At 64.0% G+C, this 18,988-nt stretch carries 16 protein-coding genes; 11 read left to right on the plus strand and 5 right to left on the minus strand.

Annotated features, from left to right (window positions below):
- Nucleotides 1-114 precede the first annotated feature (114 nt).
- Genes pgi through BM269_RS17440 form a run of 4 tightly spaced genes read left to right on the plus strand, consistent with a single transcriptional unit; the run spans nt 115 to nt 5,008 of the window.
- Complete coding sequence (pgi, locus tag BM269_RS17425; RefSeq protein ID WP_090439547.1) at nt 115-1,764, plus strand: glucose-6-phosphate isomerase; 1,650 nt, start codon at nt 115-117, stop codon at nt 1,762-1,764.
- Entirely contained in the window at nt 1,761-2,657 is an 897-nt protein-coding gene (locus tag BM269_RS17430) for an SMP-30/gluconolactonase/LRE family protein (RefSeq protein WP_090439443.1), read from the plus strand. Before pgi ends, BM269_RS17430 begins: the two co-directional genes overlap by 4 nt.
- A gap of 23 nt (nt 2,658-2,680) precedes the next feature.
- Nucleotides 2,681-4,153, plus strand: a complete 1,473-nt coding sequence (gene zwf / locus BM269_RS17435) for a glucose-6-phosphate dehydrogenase (RefSeq protein ID WP_090439446.1) — start codon at nt 2,681-2,683, stop codon at nt 4,151-4,153.
- Nucleotides 4,154-5,008 carry an SIS domain-containing protein gene (locus BM269_RS17440; RefSeq protein WP_090439448.1) on the plus strand — a complete coding sequence of 285 codons (855 nt, stop codon included), beginning with the start codon at nt 4,154-4,156 and terminating at the stop codon, nt 5,006-5,008.
- A gap of 84 nt (nt 5,009-5,092) precedes the next feature.
- Here BM269_RS17440 and BM269_RS17445 read toward each other — a convergent pair whose 3' ends face one another.
- A complete protein-coding gene (locus BM269_RS17445) occupies nt 5,093-5,497 on the minus strand; it encodes a hypothetical protein (protein ID WP_090439451.1) in 405 nt (134 codons plus the stop codon).
- 81 nt (nt 5,498-5,578) lie between these two features.
- On the opposite strand from BM269_RS17445, the gene BM269_RS17450 reads away from it, so the two are divergent.
- On the plus strand, nt 5,579-6,520 hold the full coding sequence (locus tag BM269_RS17450) for a GGDEF domain-containing protein (RefSeq protein ID WP_229204690.1): 942 nt from the start codon (nt 5,579-5,581) through the stop codon (nt 6,518-6,520).
- Here BM269_RS17450 and BM269_RS17455 read toward each other — a convergent pair.
- The 3 genes from BM269_RS17455 to BM269_RS17465 form a co-directional block, all read right to left on the minus strand.
- The gene (locus BM269_RS17455) at nt 6,517-6,792 is read right to left on the minus strand and encodes a DUF4242 domain-containing protein (RefSeq protein ID WP_090439457.1); all 276 of its coding nucleotides are present in this window, start codon (nt 6,790-6,792) and stop codon (nt 6,517-6,519) included. The genes BM269_RS17450 and BM269_RS17455 overlap by 4 nt on opposite strands.
- Nucleotides 6,793-6,868: 76 nt before the next feature.
- On the minus strand, nt 6,869-8,083 hold the full coding sequence (locus tag BM269_RS17460; protein WP_090439460.1) for a D-amino acid dehydrogenase: 1,215 nt from the start codon (nt 8,081-8,083) through the stop codon (nt 6,869-6,871).
- A 15-nt stretch (nt 8,084-8,098) separates the two neighbouring features.
- Nucleotides 8,099-8,473, minus strand: a complete 375-nt coding sequence (locus tag BM269_RS17465) for a hypothetical protein (protein WP_090439464.1) — start codon at nt 8,471-8,473, stop codon at nt 8,099-8,101.
- A 121-nt stretch (nt 8,474-8,594) separates the two neighbouring features.
- On the opposite strand from BM269_RS17465, the gene tal reads away from it, so the two are divergent.
- The 6 genes from tal (at nt 8,595) to BM269_RS17495 (ending at nt 18,442) form a co-directional block, all read left to right on the plus strand.
- Nucleotides 8,595-9,524, plus strand: coding sequence for a transaldolase (gene tal / locus BM269_RS17470; protein WP_090439467.1), 930 nt, complete (start codon nt 8,595-8,597; stop codon nt 9,522-9,524).
- Nucleotides 9,525-9,644: 120 nt separating this feature from the next.
- Nucleotides 9,645-10,847 (plus strand): efflux RND transporter periplasmic adaptor subunit, encoded by a 1,203-nt coding sequence (locus BM269_RS17475; protein ID WP_090439470.1) that lies wholly within the window; start codon nt 9,645-9,647, stop codon nt 10,845-10,847.
- Nucleotides 10,848-10,859: 12 nt separating this feature from the next.
- Nucleotides 10,860-14,006 (plus strand): efflux RND transporter permease subunit, encoded by a 3,147-nt coding sequence (locus tag BM269_RS17480; protein WP_090439472.1) that lies wholly within the window; start codon nt 10,860-10,862, stop codon nt 14,004-14,006.
- Entirely contained in the window at nt 14,003-15,469 is a 1,467-nt protein-coding gene (locus tag BM269_RS17485; protein WP_304443172.1) for an efflux transporter outer membrane subunit, read from the plus strand. Before BM269_RS17480 ends, BM269_RS17485 begins: the two co-directional genes overlap by 4 nt.
- The gene (locus BM269_RS17490) at nt 15,469-16,542 is read left to right on the plus strand and encodes a lysophospholipase (protein WP_090439476.1); all 1,074 of its coding nucleotides are present in this window, start codon (nt 15,469-15,471) and stop codon (nt 16,540-16,542) included. Before BM269_RS17485 ends, BM269_RS17490 begins: the two co-directional genes overlap by 1 nt.
- A gap of 94 nt (nt 16,543-16,636) precedes the next feature.
- Nucleotides 16,637-18,442: a methyl-accepting chemotaxis protein gene (locus tag BM269_RS17495; RefSeq protein WP_090439479.1), complete on the plus strand. Its 1,806-nt coding sequence runs from the start codon at nt 16,637-16,639 to the stop codon at nt 18,440-18,442.
- Between the two features lie 169 nt (nt 18,443-18,611).
- Here the strand turns inward: BM269_RS17495 and BM269_RS17500 are convergent, their stop codons facing one another.
- The gene (locus tag BM269_RS17500; protein ID WP_139232776.1) at nt 18,612-18,857 is read right to left on the minus strand and encodes a hypothetical protein; all 246 of its coding nucleotides are present in this window, start codon (nt 18,855-18,857) and stop codon (nt 18,612-18,614) included.
- Nucleotides 18,858-18,988 lie beyond the last annotated feature (131 nt).

Genomic DNA, 18,988 nt, shown 5'->3' on the forward strand with positions numbered 1-18,988 from the left:
AATCACGCGCAAAAGCCCCGCAATTCACCAGCGCGCATAAAGATTTGTAGTGAATTTACCTGCTTTTCCTGTATAGTTAAACACAATTCACAAAACCATATGCCACAGGACATTATGCGCTTGCCCGCCCTGACCTCCACCGCCGCCTACCAGGCCCTCGAAAACCACGCCCACGATGCCCGCGACTGGCAAATGCGCCAGTTATTCCAGAACGACCCTGGCCGCTTTCCGCGCATGACGGTCGATGCGGCTGGCCTGTTCCTGGACTACTCCAAGAACCGCGCCGACGACGAAACCATCAAGCTGCTGGTGCACCTGGCCCGCACGCGCGGCGTGGCGGAACAGCGCGATGCCATGTTCGCCGGCGAAAAAATCAATATTACCGAACGCCGCAGCGTGCTGCACACCGCCCTGCGTATGCCGCGCGGCAAGGAACAAAAGGTCGATGGCCAGGACGTCAACGCCGAGGTGCACGCAGTGCTGGACCGCATCAAGGTGTTCACCGACAAGGTGCGCAATGGCGGTTGGCTGGGCCATACCGGCAGGCCGATCACCGATGTGGTGAACATCGGCATCGGCGGCTCCGACCTGGGCCCGAAAATGGCCGTCCTGGCGCTGCGTTCCTACTGCCATCCACGCATGAAAATGCATTTCGTCTCCAACGTGGACGGCCACGATATGGATGCGGTGCTCGGGCAGGTGAATCCTGAGACCACGCTGTTCATCGTCGCCTCGAAAACCTTCACCACCGCCGAAACCATGTTGAACGCGCAGACCGCTCGCGCCTGGTTCCTGGCCAAGGCAAAGGAAGCGGACCTGCCGCGCCACTTTGTCGCCGTGTCCACCAATACCGATGCGGTGCGTGCCTTCGGCATCGATCCCGAAAACATGTTCCCGTTCTGGGACTGGGTTGGCGGCCGCTATTCCGTGTGGTCGGCAATCGGCCTGTCGGTCGCGGTCGCGATCGGCTTCGGCTACTTCCAGGCCTTCCTGGAAGGCGCGCACGCGATGGATGAACACTTCCGCGAAGCGCCGCTGGAGGCGAACATGCCGGTGCTGCTGGCCCTGATCGGTTTCTGGAATCGCCAATTCCTGGGCGCCGGCTCGCTGTCCATCGCACCCTACCACCAGGACCTGAACCGCTTCCCGGCCTACCTGCAGCAGCTCGACATGGAAAGCAACGGCAAGCGCGTGACCAGGAACGGCCAGCCGGTCGACACGCCAACCTGCCCTATCGTCTGGGGCGAATGCGGCACCAACGCGCAGCACGCCTACTTCCAGCTCCTGCACCAGGGCACCGACATCACGCCGATCGACTTCATCGCCGCGCTGCGCGCGACGCACGACCTGCCGGGCCACCACGACGCCCTGCTGGCAAATTGCTTCGCCCAGTCGGAAGCCTTCATGAAGGGCAAGACCGAAGACGAAGTGCGCGCGGAGCTGAAAGGCGCCGGCCTGCCGGCCGCTGAAATCGAGGAGATGGCCCCGCACAAGACCTTCCCAGGCAATCGCCCGTCCAACACCATCCTGATGGACCAGCTCACGCCATCCACCCTCGGCGCGCTGATCGCGCTGTACGAGCACAAGACATTCGTGCAGGGCGTGATCTGGAATATCGCCAGCTTCGACCAATGGGGCGTGGAACTGGGCAAGGTGCTGGCCAGGAAAATCCAGGCTGAGTTGACCGGCAAGGTCGATCCGGAAGCGCATGACAGTTCGACCAATGGCCTGATCGTGATGGCCAAGTCGGCCCAGATCCAATGAACAGCTACCGGATCGAAGTCGCCTGCGATGCCACCATGACCGTGGGCGAAAGCCCGTTGTGGGCGCCGGACGAGAAAGCGCTGTACTGGGTCGATATCGAAGGCTTTGCCATCCATCGCCTGTGCACCGCCACCGGCCGGCACCAGCAATGGAAGGTCGACAGCGAAGCATCGTCGCTGGCACGCGCGGCAAACGGCGGCCTGATGGTCGCCCAGCGCCGCGGCTTCTCGCACTTCAACCCGGATACCGGCGAACTGAAACTGGTGGCGGAGGCGCCGTTCGACCAATCGACTACCCGCTTCAACGACGGCAAGTGCGACGCGGCAGGCCGCTTCTGGTGCGGCACCATTTACGAGCCGCGCGACAAGCCGGCGGCGGAAATGTACGTGCTCGAACGCGGCCAGGTGCGCAAGGTCTGGTCGGGCGGCATGGTCAATTCGAATGGCCTGGGCTTCAGTCCGGACAACAAGACCATGTTCCACGCCGAGACAGCCAGCCACCGCGTCACGCGCTTCGCCTTCGACCTGCTGTCGGGCACCGTCACCGATGAACGCGATGTACGCCGCTTCGGCACCGACAAGTCGGCGGCCGACTACGGCGGCCGCCCCGACGGCGCGGCCGTCGACAGCGAAGGCAATTACTGGGTCGCCATGTTCGAGGGCGGCCGCATCCTCAAGCTGTCGCCGCAGGGCGAGCAGCTCGATGAGATCCGCCTGCCGGTGCGCTGCCCGACCATGGTGGCTTTCGGCGGCCCCGACCTGCGCACGCTGTATATCACGACTGCCGGCAAACGCCCAGCGGACGAACTGGCGGCCATGCCGCTGAGCGGCAAAGTACTGTCGGTTCGCATGCCTGTTGCCGGCCGCATCGAGCCGGCCTACGTAGAAAATTGATCCACCCCACACTGAAGAAGATTATGGCTCTCTCTGATTTCGACCTGGTTCTGTTTGGCGGCAGCGGCGACCTCGCAATGCGCAAGCTGCTGCCCGCTATGTTCAGCCGCGACGTCTGCGGCGACCTGCCGCCGACCGCGCGCATCGTTTGCGTCGGCCGCCAGGAAAGCACGCAGGAAGAGTTCATCAATATGGTGACCACCACGTCCCGCCCCCACATCAAGTCAGCCAAAGCCACCGATGAAAACTGGGAGCGTTTCATTGCACGCATCGTCTACGTTTCGCTGGACGCTGTCGATCCAGCCACCTACAAGGGCCTGGTGGAAGCACTGCGCACCGATCCGGCGATCACTCGCGTCTACTACCTGGCCACCCCGCCGGCCCTGTTCTCGCGCATCTGCGACAACCTGAAAGACAACGGCCTGGCCACCGCCAATTCGCGCGTGGTGCTGGAAAAGCCGTTAGGCCGCGACCTGGCCTCGGCCAAGCAGATCAACAAGGAGGTCGGCAAGGTCTTCGAAGAACAGCAGATCTACCGGATCGACCACTACCTGGGCAAAGAGACCGTGCAGAACCTGCTGGCCCTACGCTTCGGTAACATCCTGTTCGAACCGCTGTGGCGCCGCGAGTGGATCTCCGACGTCCAGATCACCATCGCCGAAAAGCTGGGCGTAGGCAATCGCATCGGCTACTACGACACCTCCGGCGCGCTGCGCGACATGCTGCAGAACCACCTGCTGCAACTGCTTTGTATCGTCGCCATGGAGCCGCCGACTTCGATCGCTCCGGACGCCGTGCGCGACTCCAAGCTGCAGGTGCTGCGCTCGCTGAAGCGCTTCACCCCGACCACGCTGGCGCAGAACATCGTGCGCGGCCAGTACCGTGCCGGCCACGTGGAAGGCAAGGCCGTGCCGAGCTACCGCGACGAGCCTGAAGCGCCGCAGAACTCGAAGACCGAAACCTTCGTCGCCATGAAAGTGGAGATCGACACCTGGCGCTGGGCCGGCGTGCCGTTCTACCTGCGCACCGGCAAACGCATGGCCGACTCGCTGGCCGAGATCGTGGTGCGCTTCAAGCAGATCCCGCACTCGATCTTCAACCAGCCGACCTCCAGCTTCCAGCCGAACTCCCTGGTGATCCGCCTGCAGCCTGACGAAGGCCTGCGCATGAACCTGATGGCCAAGACCCCGGGCGAAGGCATGCGCCTGAAACCGGCGGAGCTGGAACTGGACTTCCGCGAAACCTTCAAGATGCCGCGCATGGACGCCTACGAGCGCCTGCTGCTGGACGTGCTGCGCGGCCAACTGACCCTGTTCATGCGCGGCGACGAGCTGGAAGCGGCCTGGGAATGGGTCGAACCGATCCTGAACAACTGGGAGCAGGACGATTCCACGCCGCTGCCATACACCTCCGGCACCTGGGGTCCAGCGGCCGCCAGTGCCCTGATCGGTCGCGACGGGCTACAATGGCGCGAAGAAGCGCTGCCGGAAGACTAAATGCTGCTCGACTCCATCCGCACGCAGCTCGACTCGCTCTCCAAATCGGAGCGCAAGGTCGCGCTGGCGGTGCTAGACAATCCGGCCCGCACGGTGGGCGCCAACATCACGGCGCTGGCCAAGAGCGCGCAAGTGTCCGAGCCGACCGTGGTGCGCTTCTGCCGCACGCTAGGCTACGACGGCTGGCACGAATTCAAGCTGAAGCTGGCGCAAGGCCTGGCGCTCGCCCTGCCCGGCCTGAACGACCAGCCGGCGCAGGACGATCTGGCGTCCGACCTGGTGAACAAGATTTGCAGCCGCTCCATCAACACGCTGCTGGACCTGCGCAACAACCTGAATGCGGAACCGGTGCAGAAGGCGCTCGACATCCTGTCGCGCGCGCGCAAGATCGAGTTCTACGGCCACGGCACCTCAGGCATCGTGGCAGCCGACGCACAGCACAAGTTCTTCCGCTCCGGCGTGCCGACCGTGGCCTACGCCGACCCGGCCATCCACAGCATTTCAGCGGCCCTGCTGCATGAAGGCGACGCGGTGGTAGCGATCTCCCAGCGCGGCAACAGCCCCGCGCTGGTACGCTCGGCCAAGCTGGCCAAGGAAGGCGGTGCCGACGTGATCGTGCTGGCGCCCTCCGGCACCCCGCTGGCGGAAACGGCGTCGGTGCTGATCCCGATCGACCTGATCTTCAATACCGACCCCTACACCCCGATCTCGGCCCGCCTGGCCTACCTGGTGGTGATCGACGTGCTGGCCGTCGGCCTGGCACTGAAACGCGGCCCCGAATTCCGCAAGAAAATGCAAAACGCCCAGAAGGCGCTGCAGGAGTTCGACATGCAGTTCGACTCCTTTATCGGTTAGAAGTTAAAAGTCGGGGTCAGCTCTGGCAACCGGACATTTTGCGACGCAAAATGTCCGGTTGCCAGAGCTGACCCCGACTTTTAATCAGAGACCTTCTTTCAGCATTTTTTCCAGCGCCACGCGCGAAACGTGGGGCGTGTCCTTGCCGGCTTCCACCTGCCACTGGCCGCCCTTCTGCTGCACCACGTATTCAACTTGCGCGGTGCCGCCGGTTGGATGCGGTACCGCCTGCTCCATATCCAGCTTTGCCGTCGGGGTGTAGGTGAAGGTGACGGTTGCCTTGCAGCGTGCGCCGTCGCAGTTCAGCGCGTCGGTTTTCCAGCCGTCCACCAGATGAACCTGCTCGTAATAGCCTTCGGTATCGTTGTGAAGGCGTCCGCCGTCCAGTTCGAACTTCAGGAATTGATCAAGTGCCGCTTGCGGCGTTGCTTCCGCGGCCTGCGCGGTGAAGGCGGCGCAGAGCGCGGCCAGGATAATTAGATTTTTCATGACAGCATTATATTTTTCCACAATGAAATTTTTCAACAGGAAAATCCGACACGAAACTCTAAAATCCATATAATGCCTTTCATGCAAGAATCAACACTATATGGCCGCGTTTTGGGCCTCGCAAACCTCGGCTTGATGGTGCTGGACGCCGACCAACGCATTATATTCTGGAACCAATGGCTGGCCAGCCGCTCCGGCATGGCGGCACCGCGCGTGCAGGGACTGACGCTGGTGGAAGCCTTCCCCGAGCTGTCCGGCAAGCGCATTGAGCAATCGCTGCACACCGCGCTGTCCAGCAACCTGCCGTCCGTGCTGCCGCAAAACCAGGACCGCACGCCATTCCCACTGTTCGCTGCCGGCACTTGGGGCGGCGAGCGTATCGAGCAAGCCGTCACGCTGACGCCCTTCAACGAAGGCAAAGAGCGCTTTTGCCTGGTCGAGGTGGCGGACGTCAGCAACACCGTGGGCCGTGAGCGCCAACTGCGCGGCCAGGCCGAAGCCTTGCGGGCGCAATCGTATGTGGACGGCCTGACCGGCATCGCCAACCGGCGCCACTTCGACGTCGCGCTTGACCGCGAACTGCGCCGCGCGCAGCGCCAGGGTGCCGGCCTATCCCTGCTGCTGATGGACATCGACTCCTTCAAGGCCTATAACGACCATTTCGGCCACCAGCAAGGCGATGCCTGCCTGACCATGGTGGCCGAAGCCTTCGCCTCGCGCCTGCAACGCCCGGCCGACCTGGCCGCGCGCTACGGCGGCGAGGAGTTTGCCGCCATCCTGCCGGACACCACGCCCGAACAGGCGGCGCAGCACGCGGAAGTGATCCGCTCCCACGTTGAATCGCTGCACTTGGCGCACGCGCCAGAGGCGGTACATCCCCACGTCACGCTGAGCATCGGTGTCGCCAGTTTCGACAAGGAGCACCTGAACGACGCCAAGTCGCTGCTGGAAGCGGCCGACCGCGCGCTCTATGGCGCCAAGCGCGAAGGCCGCAACCGCGTGGTGGTCAGGCTGCCCGCCTAGCCTTTGTAGAAGTAAGGGTCGAGCGCCGTCACCTGTGTGATCTTGTCGACCGGCAGCTGGTTCAATTCCGCCGTCTCGCGGATCGCTTCCGGGGATGGCGCCTCGTACAGGCAGTAAGTCTTGCGCAGGTCCTCGCTCACATAGGAGTGGATCCAGGTGACACCGCTGCGGGCATTGGTGCCGATGACTGCCTCGCAGGCTTTGGCGCCGTCGGCCGTGACGGGGATGTGCAAGCCTTCGGGAAAAGTGCGCTCAACAATATAGCGTGGCATGATGGTCTCCTTCGGTTGCCTGATTCGCGGCCGGGCCGCCAATCTTCACCATAGACCATCCTGCCGCGCTGTCCAGTCACGCGGCCTGCACCTGCGATGCGATGAGCTCGGCAGTAGCGGCCGACATGGTCCATCCCAGGTGGCCATGGCCGGTGTTGTAAAACACGCCCGGCCGCTTGCCCGCGCCGACGCGCGGCATCAGGTCCGGCATCATCGGTCGCAAGCCTGCCCACGGCACTACCTGGCGCGTGCCTACGCCTGGAAAGCACTGTTGCACCCAGTGCACCAGCGGCGCGATGCGGTCGGCGCGGATATCGCGGTTAAAGCCGTTGAATTCCGCCGTTCCCGCCACCCGGAAGCGGTTGGCGCCAAGGCGGCTGCTGACCAGCTTGGCGGCATCGTCCACCAGGCTGACCGTCGGCGCGCCAGCGCGGCTGGCCGGGTCTTCCAGCATCACGGTGATCGAGTAGCCCTTTACCGGGTAAACATTCACGCGGTCGCCCAGCATGGCGGCAAAGCGGCGGCTGGCCGTGCCGGCGCAGACCACCAGCGCGTCGAAATGCCGCGTCTCCTGCCCGCCATCGCGCAAGAGCGCAATCCGCGCGCCTTCTTCGCCGGCCTGCAGGCCGTGTACATCGGCGCCGCACACCATTTCTACGCCGCGCTCTTCGGCAGCCTGCGCCAACCCCAACGTGAATTTGTGAATGTCGCCCGTGCTGTCGCTCTCGGTGTAGAAACCGCCGTAGAATCGGCCCTCCAGCGTCGGCTCGATTGTCCGCATTTCCGCGGGCGTCACGGCACGCCGCTGCAAGCCGCCCTGCGCCAGCAGCCCGGTCACCCGTGCCGCATGCTCGAAACCGGCCTTGTCGCGGTAGACATGCAGGATGCCCTCATGCCGCTGGTCGAAATCGATGCCCTCCTCGTGCGCCCAGCCAAACAGGTGCTCGCGCGCGGCAATCGCCAGCCGCGCGCTGGCGATGGTGTTGCTCTCGTAGCGGGGAATGGCAGCCAGGAATTCGGCGAACCAGGACAGCTTGTGCCAGCCCGGCCTGGGATTGACCAGCAGCGGCGCATCGCTGCGCAGCATCCACTTCAAGCCTTTGCCGACCGTGCTCCAGCTGTTCCACGCTTCCGCATGGGAGGCCGATAGCTGGCCGCCGTTGGCGAAGGACGTTTCCATGGCCGGATAGCGATGGCGCTCGAACAAGGTGACTTGCAGGCCGCGGCGCGCCAACGCATATGCTGTCGTGACGCCAGTGATGCCGCCGCCGATGACTGCGACTGATTTCATGAAGGAATTGCGCGATTACTGCGTCGCCACCCTTCCATGCGAGGCCGCGCCGGTTGCGCCCAGCACACCGGCAATCAGCAACACATACCACAACGCTCCAGTACCGCCGTGCAGCGCCAACAAGGCAGTGGCATCGGCCACCAGCGCAGCCGCGCAGCCGAGCGCCAGCAGCAGCAAGGCGACCGACACGGCAAACGACAGCGCGCGGAAATTGGCCACGCGCGCGCCGGTCGCAAACAACAGGTAACCGGACACGCTAAACAAGGGGAACATCAGCCACAGCGAAACGCCGGCCGCCAATCCCCCAACGCCCAGTTGCGCCAACACCAGCGCGGCGCCGGAAAACAGGCCCAGCGCCAGCAGCAGCGCACCAACAATTGCCAAAATCATGGCTAACTCCTCAGACCAAAATATGAAAATACTAATAATCCCCATTGTAAACGCAACATGGCGGACCGCGCCGATTTAGTACAATAGGTTTTTTTTCGTCCCTCACGTACCCAGGCCTTCAATGAATCAGCTCGAACAGCTCAAGCAATACACTACCGTTGTTGCCGACACCGGCGATTTCCAGTCGATCAAGGCTTATGCGCCGCGCGACGCGACCACCAATCCATCGCTGATCCTGAAGGCGGTGCAGAAGGATGAATACAAGCCGCTGCTGGAAAAAGCCGTGCGCGACAACCCGAACGCCACCTCCGGCGAGATCATCGACAAGCTGCTGATCGCCTTCGGCACCGAGATCCTGAAGTACGTGCCGGGCCGCGTGTCGACCGAAATCGACGCTGCCCTGTCGTTCGATGTGGACGGCAACGTGGCCAAAGGCCGTGAGCTGATCGCCCTGTACGAGAAGGCCGGCATCCCGCGCGAACGCGTGCTGATCAAGATCGCCTCCACCTGGGAAGGCATTCGCGCTTCCGAGCAACTGGAGAAGGAAGGCATCCGCACCAATATGACCCTGCTGTTCTCGCTGTGCCAGGCAATCGCCTGCGCCGAAGCGGGCTCGCAGCTGATTTCCCCGTTCGTCGGCCGTATCTACGACTGGTTCAAGAAGTCCACCGGCATCGACTACCAGGGCGCCGAAGATCCGGGCGTGCAGTCGGTCAAGCGCATCTACAACTACTACCGCAAGTTCGGCTACAAGACCGAAGTGATGGGCGCGTCCTTCCGCAACACCAGCCAGATCATCGAACTGGCCGGCTGTGACCTGCTGACCATTTCGCCGGACCTGCTGCAAAAGCTGGCCGACACCCAGGCACCGGTCGAGCGCAAGCTGTCCCCGGCCGATACCGGCACCGCCGTCAAGATCTCGATGGATGAGAAGACGTTCCGCTTCATGCTGAACGAAGATGCGATGGCGACCGAGAAGCTGGCCGAAGGCATCCGCGCTTTCGTGGCCGACTCCAACAAGCTGAAGCAGATGATCTCGGCCATGCGCTAAGTGTTTCCCGCAGCCACCTCAAAAAGGGCGCTTCGGCGCCCTTTTCGCTATACAAAACGTTACAATTGCTAGTGTTATACAATTTTCGGCGCTGTCCCACCTCACAAGAAGAGACGCCCAATGAAACCTGTATTGCGCACCCTGCCCCTGGCTGCCGCAGCCCTGTCGCTTACCGTGATCCTGGCGGCCTGCGGCGATAAAAAAGACGCCGGCAAGTCGGCCCCGCCCCCTCCCACCGTTTCCGTGATCACCGCCACCAGCGGCGAAGTGACCATTACGAATGAGCTGCCGGGGCGCGTCGAAGCCTCGCGCATCGCCCAGGTGCGCGCGCGTACGCCGGGCATTGTCCTGCAACGGGTGTTCAAGGAAGGCGGCGACGTCAAGGCAGGTGAAGTCCTGTTCCGCATCGATCCCGCGCAATTCCAGGCCAATGTGGACAGCGCCGATGCCGCCATCGCCCGCGCCGAAGCCAACCTGGCGCAGGCCGACCTGAAGGCCAAACGCTACAAGCCGCTGCTGGCGGCGCAGGCCGTCAGCCAGCAGGAATACGACGATGCGGTCACCGCGCAAAAGCAGGCTGGCGCAGAATTACAGTCGGCTCGGGCGGCACGCAAGAATGCCGGCCTGACGCTGGGCTATGCCACGGTCACCGCACCGATCTCGGGCCGTGTCGGCCGTGCCCTGGTCACCGAGGGCGCGCTGGTGGGCCAGAATGAAGCAACGCCAATGGCGACCGTGCAGCAACTGGACCCGATCTACGTCACCATTACCCAATCTTCCGCCGAGCTGCTGCGCCTTAAGCAGGCGCTGGCTGCCGGCACGCTGAAAGGCGCAGGCAAGGATCAGGCCCGCGTCACCCTGCTGACAGAGGACGGCCTGGAATATTCACGCGCCGGCAAACTGCTGTTCGCCGACGTGGCGGTGGATGAATCTTCCGGCGCCGTCTCGATGCGCGCCGAATTCCCGAACCCAGAACGCACCCTGCTGCCGGGCATGTATGTGCGAGCGCGCCTTGAACAGGGTGTCAACGAATCGGCCATCACCGTGCCGCAACAAGCCGTGGTGCGCGGTGCGGAAGGCGCGTCGGTGCTGGTGGTCGGCGCCGACAACAAGGTCAGCTCGGTGGCGGTGAAGGCCGACGCAGCAGCCGGCGGCAAGTGGGTGGTCAGCTCGGGCCTGAAAGGCGGCGAGCGCATCATCGTGGAAGGCTTCCAGAAAACCAAACCAGGCGGCACGGTCAATCCTGTACCGTGGAAAGGTCCGGCATCCGGACCGGCACCGGCAGGCGCTGCGCCTGCCGCATCCGCCCCGGCGGCCAAGTAAAGGGGCCGCCCCATGGCAAAGTTCTTTATCGACCGCCCCGTGTTCGCGTGGGTGATCGCCCTCTTCATCCTGCTGGGTGGAGCGCTGGCGATCACCATGCTGCCGGTGGCGCAGTACCCGACCATTGCACCGCCATCGATCGTGGTCAGCGCCACCTACCCTGGCGCCACCGCGCAGGTACTGGACGACTCGGTCACCTCCGTGATCGAACAGGAGATGAATGGCGCCGACGGCCTGCAATACGTGGAGTCGCAAAGCGATTCGAGCGGCTCCGTCAGCATCACCGTCACCTTCCAGCCGGGCACCAACCCCGACCTGGCAGCGGTGGACGTGCAGAACCGCATCAAGCGGGTCGAATCGCGCCTGCCGCAAGCGGTGATCCAGCAAGGCGTGCAGGTCAACAAGGCGCGCTCCAACATCCTGATGTTCGTCGGCGCCTACTCGGCCGATGGCAGCATGGATCCGACAGCGATCGGCGACTACCTGGCGCGCAACGTGCTCAATGAGGTCAAGCGCCTGCCAGGCGTGGGCCAGGCCCAGTTGTTCGGTACCGAGCGTTCGATGCGCATCTGGGTCGATCCCGACAAACTGACCGGCTACAAGCTCAATATGAGCGACGTCACCGCCGCGATCCGCCAGCAGAACGCCAACGTGGCCGGTGGCACGGTGGGCGACCTGCCCAACACGCGCGCCCAGGCCTGGTTTGCTCCCGTGGTGGTGACTGGCCAGCTGACATCCATCGAGGAATTCGGCAAGATCGTGCTGCGCGCCAACCGCGACGGCTCGCTGGTGCGCCTGCGCGACGTGGCCCGCATGGAGCTGGGCGGCTCCAGCTACAGCATCAGCGCGCGCCTGAACGGACAGCCTTTCGTTGCCATCGCCGTGCAGCAATCATTGACCGGCAATGCGCTGGCCACTGCCACCATCGTGCGTGAAAAGATGGACGAGCTGCAGAAATACTTCCCGCCCGGCTTGAAGTACACCGTGCCCTACGACACCTCTCTGTTCGTCAAGATCTCCATCGAGGAAGTGGTCAAGACCCTGCTGGAAGCGGTGGCCCTGGTGTTCCTGGTGATGTACGTGTTCCTGCAGAACATCCGCTACACCCTGATCCCGACCATCGTGGTACCGGTAGCGCTGATGGGTACCTTCGCCGCCATGCAGGTGTTCGGCTTCTCGATCAACGTGCTGACCATGTTCGGCATGGTGCTGGCCATCGGCATCCTGGTCGACGATGCGATCGTAGTGGTGGAGAACGTCGAACGCATCATGAGCGAGGAAGGGCTGTCGCCGCGCGAAGCGACGCGCAAGGCCATGTCGCAGATCACCGGCGCGATCATCGGCATCACGCTGGTGCTGATCGCGGTCTTCATCCCGATGGCATTCTTCGGCGGCGCCGTTGGCGCCATCTACCGCCAGTTCTCGCTGTCGATGGTATCGGCCATGGTGTTCTCGGCGCTGATGGCGCTGTCGCTGACGCCGGCGCTGTGCGCGACCATGTTGAAGCCGGTTGAAGCCGGCCACCATCACGCCAAGACCGGCATCTTCGGCTGGTTCAATCGCGCCTTCGCCGTCACCGCGACCCGCTACCAGGGCTGGGTGGCGAAGATCCTGACGCGCACCGGACGCTTCCTGCTGATCTTTGCAGCGCTGCTGGGCATCGTGGCCTGGCTCTACGTGCGCCTGCCCTCCTCCTTCCTGCCGAATGAAGACCAGGGCTATATCATCGCCAATGTCCAGTTGCCGCCAGGCGCTTCGCGCAACCGCGCCGAGGCGGTGCTGGCCGAGGTGGATGCCTACTTCCGCGCCCAGCCGGGCGTGGCGCGCACCATTGCGGTGGCAGGCTTCAGCTTCTCCGGCAATGGCCAGAACGCCGGCCTGGTGTTCGTGCCGCTGAAAGACTGGAAGGAGCGCGGCCCCGACCAGTCGGCCGATGCGATTGCCGGCCGCTCCTTCGGCGGCCTGGCCCACATCCAGGATGCGCAAGTGTTCGCACTGAGCCCGCCGCCGATCCGCGAGCTTGGCAACGCCACCGGCATTACAGCCCGCCTGCAGGACCGCGGCGGCCTGGGCCACGAGGCACTGCTGGCGGCACGTAACCAGCTGCTCGAGCTGGCGGGCAAAAGCACGATCCTGACCGGTATGCGTCCTGAAGGCCTGGAAGATGCGCCGCAGCTGCAGGTGGACATCGACCGCGAAAAAGCCAATGCGCTGGGCGTATCGTTCGCCGATATCACCGCCACGCTGGGTACGGCGTTCGGCTCGTCGTATGTGAACGATTTCGCCAGCAGCGGGCGCCAGCAGCGCGTGATCGTGCAGGCCGACCAGCAACGGCGCATGCAGCCCGAGGACATCCTGCGCCTCAACGTACGCAGCAGCACCGGTACGATGGTGCCGTTCGCCTCGTTCTCCAGTACGCGCTGGGTGACCGGCCCGATCCAGCTGGTACGCTACAACGGCTATCCGGCCTACCGCCTGAGCGCCGGTGCCGCGCCGGGCCACTCCACCGGCGAGGCCATGGAGGAACTGTTACGCCTGGCTGAACAACTGCCGCCAGGCTTCGGCATCGAGTGGACCGGCCAATCGGCCGAGGAACGCCTGTCCGGATCGCAAGCGCCGGCGCTGTTTGCACTGTCGATGCTGGCCGCCTTCCTGGTGCTCGCCGCGCTGTACGAATCGGAGTCGATCCCGGTCGCCGTGCTGCTGGTGGTGCCACTGGGCGTGCTCGGTGCACTGCTGGGGGCGCATATCCGCGACCTGCCGAACGACGTGTACTTCAAGGTCGGCCTGATTGCGATTATCGGCTTGTCGGCCAAGAACGCGATCCTGATCATCGAGTTCGCCAAGGACCTGCAAGCCCAGGGCAAGGGGCTGATCGAGGCGACGCTGGAAGCCGTGCACCTGCGCTTCCGTCCGATCATCATGACGTCCCTGGCCTTCATCCTCGGCGTGCTGCCGCTGGTGATCGCTTCCGGTGCCGGCTCGGCCTCGCAGCGCGCCATCGGTACCGGCGTGATGGGCGGCATGATTACCGCCACCGTGCTGGCGGTGTTCCTGGTGCCTGTCTTCTTTGTGGTCGTGCGCCGCATCTTCAAAGGCAGCGAACGCCAACGCCGCCTGGCCGCGCATGAACTGGATCTTCCGGAGTCGAAACAATGATGAAGCCCGCCTCTCCCGCTTCCCCCGCGTTCCGCGCGCTGGCCGCCTCGCTGCTGCTGGCCGGTGCAGTTTCGGGATGCTCGATGGCGCCAACCTATCAGCGCCCCGCCGCACCGATCGCCGACACCTTCGCCGCCCTACCGGCCGCCGTCGGCGCTGCCGGTAGTAACGCATCCGCCGGCGCGACGCTGTCCGCTGCAGACACCGGCTGGCGCACCTTCTTCCCTGATGGCCGCCTTCAGCAACTCATCACGACAGCGCTGGAAAACAACCGCGACCTGCGCATCGCCGCCCTGCGCATCGAGGAAGCACGTGGCGCCTACCGCATCCAGCGCGCCGACCGCCTGCCGACGCTGAACGCCACGCTCAGCGAGTCGCGCAGCCGCTCGCCCGGCTTCGCCAACTCGAACAGCCAGGCACAGGTCAACGAACGCTTTGACGCGGGCCTTGGGATATCGGCCTTCGAACTCGACTTTTTCGGCAGGGTGAAAAGCCTGAGCGACTCCGCCCTCGCCAGCTACCTGGCAACGGAAGAAGCCAGGCAAGCAGCCCAGATCAGCCTGGTCGCCGAAGTCGCCAAGGCTTACTACACGGAGCGCGCCTTCGCCGAACAGCAAACGCTGGCCGAAAGCACGTACGACGCCCGCAAGCGCACCTTCGAACTGACGAAACAGCGCGTCGAAGGCGGCGCCTCCTCGCGCCTCGACCTGCGCTCCAACGAGCAGCAGATGGAGACCGCGCGTGCCTCTGCCCTCGCCCTTGCACGCCAGCGGGCGCAAGCCACCAATGCCCTGGCCCTGCTGGTCGGCCAGGCGCTGCCGGCGGGTACAGCGAGCGGCGGCCCCGCCCCGACGGAGGACGCCCAGGCTGACGCCATGTCCGCCCTGACGGCCGGACTGCCTTCCGACCTGCTGGCCAACCGCCCCGACATCCGCGCCGCCGAGCAGCGCCTGAAAGCCGCCAACGCCAACATCGGCGCCGCCCGCGCCGCCTTCTTCCCGCGCCTTACGCTGACCACCTCGATCGGCAGCGCCAGCCGCGATTTCAGCGGCTTGTTCGAAAGCGGCAGCAGCACCTGGAGCTTTGCCCCGCAACTGGTGCTGCCGATCTTCGACACCGGCCGCAACCTCGCCAATCTCGACGTCAGCCACGCCCGCAAGAACATCGCCGTGGCCGACTACGAGAAGACCATCCAGCAAGCCTTCCGCGAAGTAGCCGACGCCCTGGCCGCCCGCAGCTACCTCGGTGAACAGGTCGCCGCCCAGCGCGCGGTACAGGACGCCCAGGCCGAGCGCCTGCGTCTATTACAATTACGCTTTGAAAACGGGGTCGCCAGCTCGCTCGACGTGCTCGATGCCCAACGCGAATTGTTCACCGCGGAGCAGGCCCTGGTCCAGGCACGCCTGCTGCGCACAACCAGCGCCATCGATCTATACCGGGCGCTTGGAGGAGGTTTGAAGTAGTGGATTCACCGATCAGTATCCGGCTCGGCCAGCGCGCCCGCCAGCGCATCGAGCGCGAAGGCTTGCAGGCCGCCGACATCGCCATCATCCCTGCTGCGGCAGGCGGACCCAAAGGCCTGATCCTGAACGGCATCGACCAATGGATGTTCGGCGAGTGGCTGAAGCAGGCGCCGCGCAAACGGCGCCTGATCGGTGCTTCCATCGGCGCCTGGCGCATGGCAGCCGGCGCCTTCCATGATCCCGTGGCCGCGCACCAGCGCCTGGCCCACCACTACGCTCACCAGACTTACCCGGAAAAGGTCGATGACGCCTACGTCAGCCGCGTCATCCGCGGCCTGCTGGACAGCGTGCTCGATGGCCGCGGCGGTGAAATGCTGACCAATCCCGATTACCTGCTATCGGTGATCACCGTGCGCGGAATCGGCCCGCTGGCCCGCACGCGCGGCAGCCGCTGGCGCGAAATGGCGGGCTTCCTGCGCGCCGCCGCCGGCAACGCCGTCTCGCGCAGCCGCCTGGCCGGCGCCATGGAACGCGTGGTCTTCCACGACACCCGCGACGACGCGGCCTGGCTGCGCAACAGCTTCGACGCCTTTGTCTCGCACTATGTCGGCCTGTCGGAACAGAACCTGCATTCCGCCCTGCTCGCCTCAGGCTCGATTCCGCTGGTGCTGCAAGCGGTCAGCGACATCCACGGCGCACCACCCGGCGACTACTGGGACGGCGGCTTGATCGACTACCATCTGCACCTGCCCTACCAGCGCGACGAAGGCCTGGTGCTGTACCCGCACTTCACCGACCATATCGTACCGGGCTGGCTCGATAAATCGATGCCGTGGCGGCGTGCCCGCGACAGCGCGCTGGACAACGTGATTTTGGTGTCGCCATCGCCATCCTTCGTGGCGCGCCTGCCGAACCGCAAACTGCCGGACCGCACGGACTTCAAGCACTACGGCCAGGACCACGCCGCCCGCATCCGCGACTGGACTCATGCGATCGGCGAAAGCCAGCGCATGGCCGACGCGCTGGCCGCGTGGGCCGAAAAACCGAATCTGAACGTAGCTCAGCAGTTTTAAGCTAGGTGTTACTCCTTGTTGCAGCCTTGCAACGGGATATCTACCACGCAACTATTCAGGTGCATACTAGAACTCCAACTCAGTGGAGGCTTGTATGCAATTCCTGTCCCAGCTCCGTATTGGGCCCCGCCTTGCGGCGGGCTTCGGCATCGTCCTGCTGTTGTCGGCCATCGGCACCAGCTATGCCCTTTACCATTCCAACGAAACCGCCAACGCCACGCGCGCCATGATGGATCGGCCGCTGGCCAAGGAGCGCATCGTGTCGGACTGGTATGTGCTGATCTACTCGGCCATCGCACGCACCCAGATGATTTCACGCAGCAGCGATGCCGAACTGTCGAACACTTTCGCCACCGCGATTGCCGACAGCGCCAAGCGCGGTGCCGAACTGTTGAAATCCATCGAGGGCCTGCTGGAGACGGATGAGGAACGCAAGATCTACCAGGACGCGGTTACCATTCGCGGCAAATACCAGGACGCGAAAAACCAGGTAATGAACGCCAAGAAGGCTGGCGACGCCGCGGAAGGCGAACGCCTGTACCGCGAAGTGTTCGATCCTGCGGCCAAGGCTTACCAGGAGAAGGTGAAGGAACTGCTGGCGCAGCAGCGCAAAGCCATCGACGCCACCGCAGCCGGCATCAACGAAGCCAACGCGCGCAGCAACCGCCTGATGCTCACGCTCGGCGTCCTGCTGCTGGCCTTTGGCGCCTGGGCCGCCTGGGTTATCTCGCGCAGTATCACCGTACCGCTGAATTCCGCACTTGGCATCGCCAACACCGTGGCGGAAGGCGACCTGACCACGCGTTTCGACGAACACACCGCCCGGGATGAAATCGGGGACCTCATGAAGGCCCTGCGCGGCATGAACGATGCGCTGCGCCGCGTGGTGAGCCAGGTGCAGACCGGCACCACTGCAATCGCCACCGCTTCCAGCGAAATTGCGGAGGGCAACCTGGACCTCTCCTCGCGCACCGAACAGCAAGCCAGCTCGCTCGAAGAAACCGCGTCCTCAATGGAGGAACTGACCTCCACCGTGCGCCAGAACGCCGACAACGCCAACCAGGCCAACCAGTTGGCGCAGGCGGCATCGGACGTGGCGGCACGCGGCGGCGAGATCGTCGGCCAGGTGGTACAGACCATGGGCTCCATCGACGCGTCCTCGCGCAAGATCGTCGACATTATCGGCACCATCGACGGTATCGCGTTCCAGACCAACATCCTCGCGCTGAATGCCGCCGTCGAAGCGGCGCGCGCCGGCGAGCAAGGCCGCGGCTTCGCCGTGGTCGCTTCCGAAGTGCGTAACCTGGCCCAACGCTCGGCCGCTGCAGCGAGGGAAATCAAGGAGCTGATCGACAACTCCGTGGTGCAGGTCAACGCCGGCACCTCGCTGGTGCAACAGGCCGGCACCACCATGGGTGAAGTGGTGACCAGCGTGCGCCGCGTGACCGACATCATGGGCGAGATCACATCCGCCAGCCGCGAACAGAGCGTGGGCATCGATGAAGTGAACCAGGCCATCGGCCAGATGGACCAGGTGACGCAGCAGAACGCCGCCTTGGTGGAAGAAGCCGCCGCCGCTGCCGCCAGCATGCAGGAGCAGGCCGCCCAGCTCGCGCAAGTCGCCGCCTCGTTCAAACTTGGTACGGACGCAGTAGCCCGCTGGAGCGCCCAGCCCCGAGCTGCCGCACGCGCTGTCGAATACGGAGCAAGAGATGGCAGTGCCGCTTCGTCCGAAGGATCTTCGGCACGCACGAAACGCCTCACCGCCCCTGATCAACGCGCCAGTTCACGCGCAGCAGCGAGCGATGCGAGCACCACTGCCGACCGTACTTCCGACCGCCGCAGCAAAACCGAACGTCGCACGCCTGCAGCGGCCAACGATGAATGGGAAGAATTCTGAGGCGCCGGCCGGGGTCAGTTAGTCCGAGGTTGGTCTGGTCCTGCATCCAAGGCGACCGGCAGGTACCGCCCCATTGCGGACCTTCGTGATTCTACAAAACAGTCGCTCAACGTTTGCCATGAAAGGCGGCGCGTGGCTTGTTGGGCGATGGAAGCGTTAGGCAGCGCTCTCAATACAAGATAAGCTTTCGCGATGTGCGCAACTCTCGATTTTGATGCGAGCCATCTGGCATTAAGACCCGTACCGAGATTTTTGCCGAGACTTCGTAGTCGCCCCGAACCAACCCGCGTGGAGTTTCATCGAATTCCAAGGCATCAACCGCGAGCACCACCTCGGTGCCAGCCTTGACCACGCTTGCTGCGCCTCCGAGGCTAGTGATGTTCTTGACGTAGCCAACAATGTATTGATTGTCCACTTGGTTCTCGACGAGGCATGCGGTCACGTTGATTGAGGTAAGCGTCCAGCGCGACCACATATGAAAGTTGGCAAGGCCTGGTCAAACTTCGGTTTTCACTTTGGAGAACCGGATGGCAAATCAGGAACGAG

The organism is Duganella sp. CF458, assembly GCF_900113115.1.
GTDB lineage: Bacteria > Pseudomonadota > Gammaproteobacteria > Burkholderiales > Burkholderiaceae_D > Rugamonas.

Bases quoted from the DNA above. Each gene is read 5' to 3' on its own strand.
- BM269_RS17430 (WP_090439443.1), top strand. From the start codon at position 1,761: ATGAACAGCTACCGGATCGAAGTCGCCTGCGATGCCACCATGACCGTG.
- BM269_RS17450 (WP_229204690.1), top strand. From the start codon at position 5,579: ATGCAAGAATCAACACTATATGGCCGCGTTTTGGGCCTCGCAAACCTC.
- BM269_RS17445 (WP_090439451.1), bottom strand. From the start codon at position 5,497: ATGAAAAATCTAATTATCCTGGCCGCGCTCTGCGCCGCCTTCACCGCG.
- BM269_RS17465 (WP_090439464.1), bottom strand. From the start codon at position 8,473: ATGATTTTGGCAATTGTTGGTGCGCTGCTGCTGGCGCTGGGCCTGTTT.
- BM269_RS17475 (WP_090439470.1), top strand. From the start codon at position 9,645: ATGAAACCTGTATTGCGCACCCTGCCCCTGGCTGCCGCAGCCCTGTCG.
- tal (WP_090439467.1), top strand. From the start codon at position 8,595: ATGAATCAGCTCGAACAGCTCAAGCAATACACTACCGTTGTTGCCGAC.
- pgi (WP_090439547.1), top strand. From the start codon at position 115: ATGCGCTTGCCCGCCCTGACCTCCACCGCCGCCTACCAGGCCCTCGAA.
- zwf (WP_090439446.1), top strand. From the start codon at position 2,681: ATGGCTCTCTCTGATTTCGACCTGGTTCTGTTTGGCGGCAGCGGCGAC.
- BM269_RS17485 (WP_304443172.1), top strand. From the start codon at position 14,003: ATGATGAAGCCCGCCTCTCCCGCTTCCCCCGCGTTCCGCGCGCTGGCC.
- BM269_RS17440 (WP_090439448.1), top strand. From the start codon at position 4,154: ATGCTGCTCGACTCCATCCGCACGCAGCTCGACTCGCTCTCCAAATCG.
- BM269_RS17455 (WP_090439457.1), bottom strand. From the start codon at position 6,792: ATGCCACGCTATATTGTTGAGCGCACTTTTCCCGAAGGCTTGCACATC.
- BM269_RS17495 (WP_090439479.1), top strand. From the start codon at position 16,637: ATGCAATTCCTGTCCCAGCTCCGTATTGGGCCCCGCCTTGCGGCGGGC.
- BM269_RS17460 (WP_090439460.1), bottom strand. From the start codon at position 8,083: ATGAAATCAGTCGCAGTCATCGGCGGCGGCATCACTGGCGTCACGACA.
- BM269_RS17480 (WP_090439472.1), top strand. From the start codon at position 10,860: ATGGCAAAGTTCTTTATCGACCGCCCCGTGTTCGCGTGGGTGATCGCC.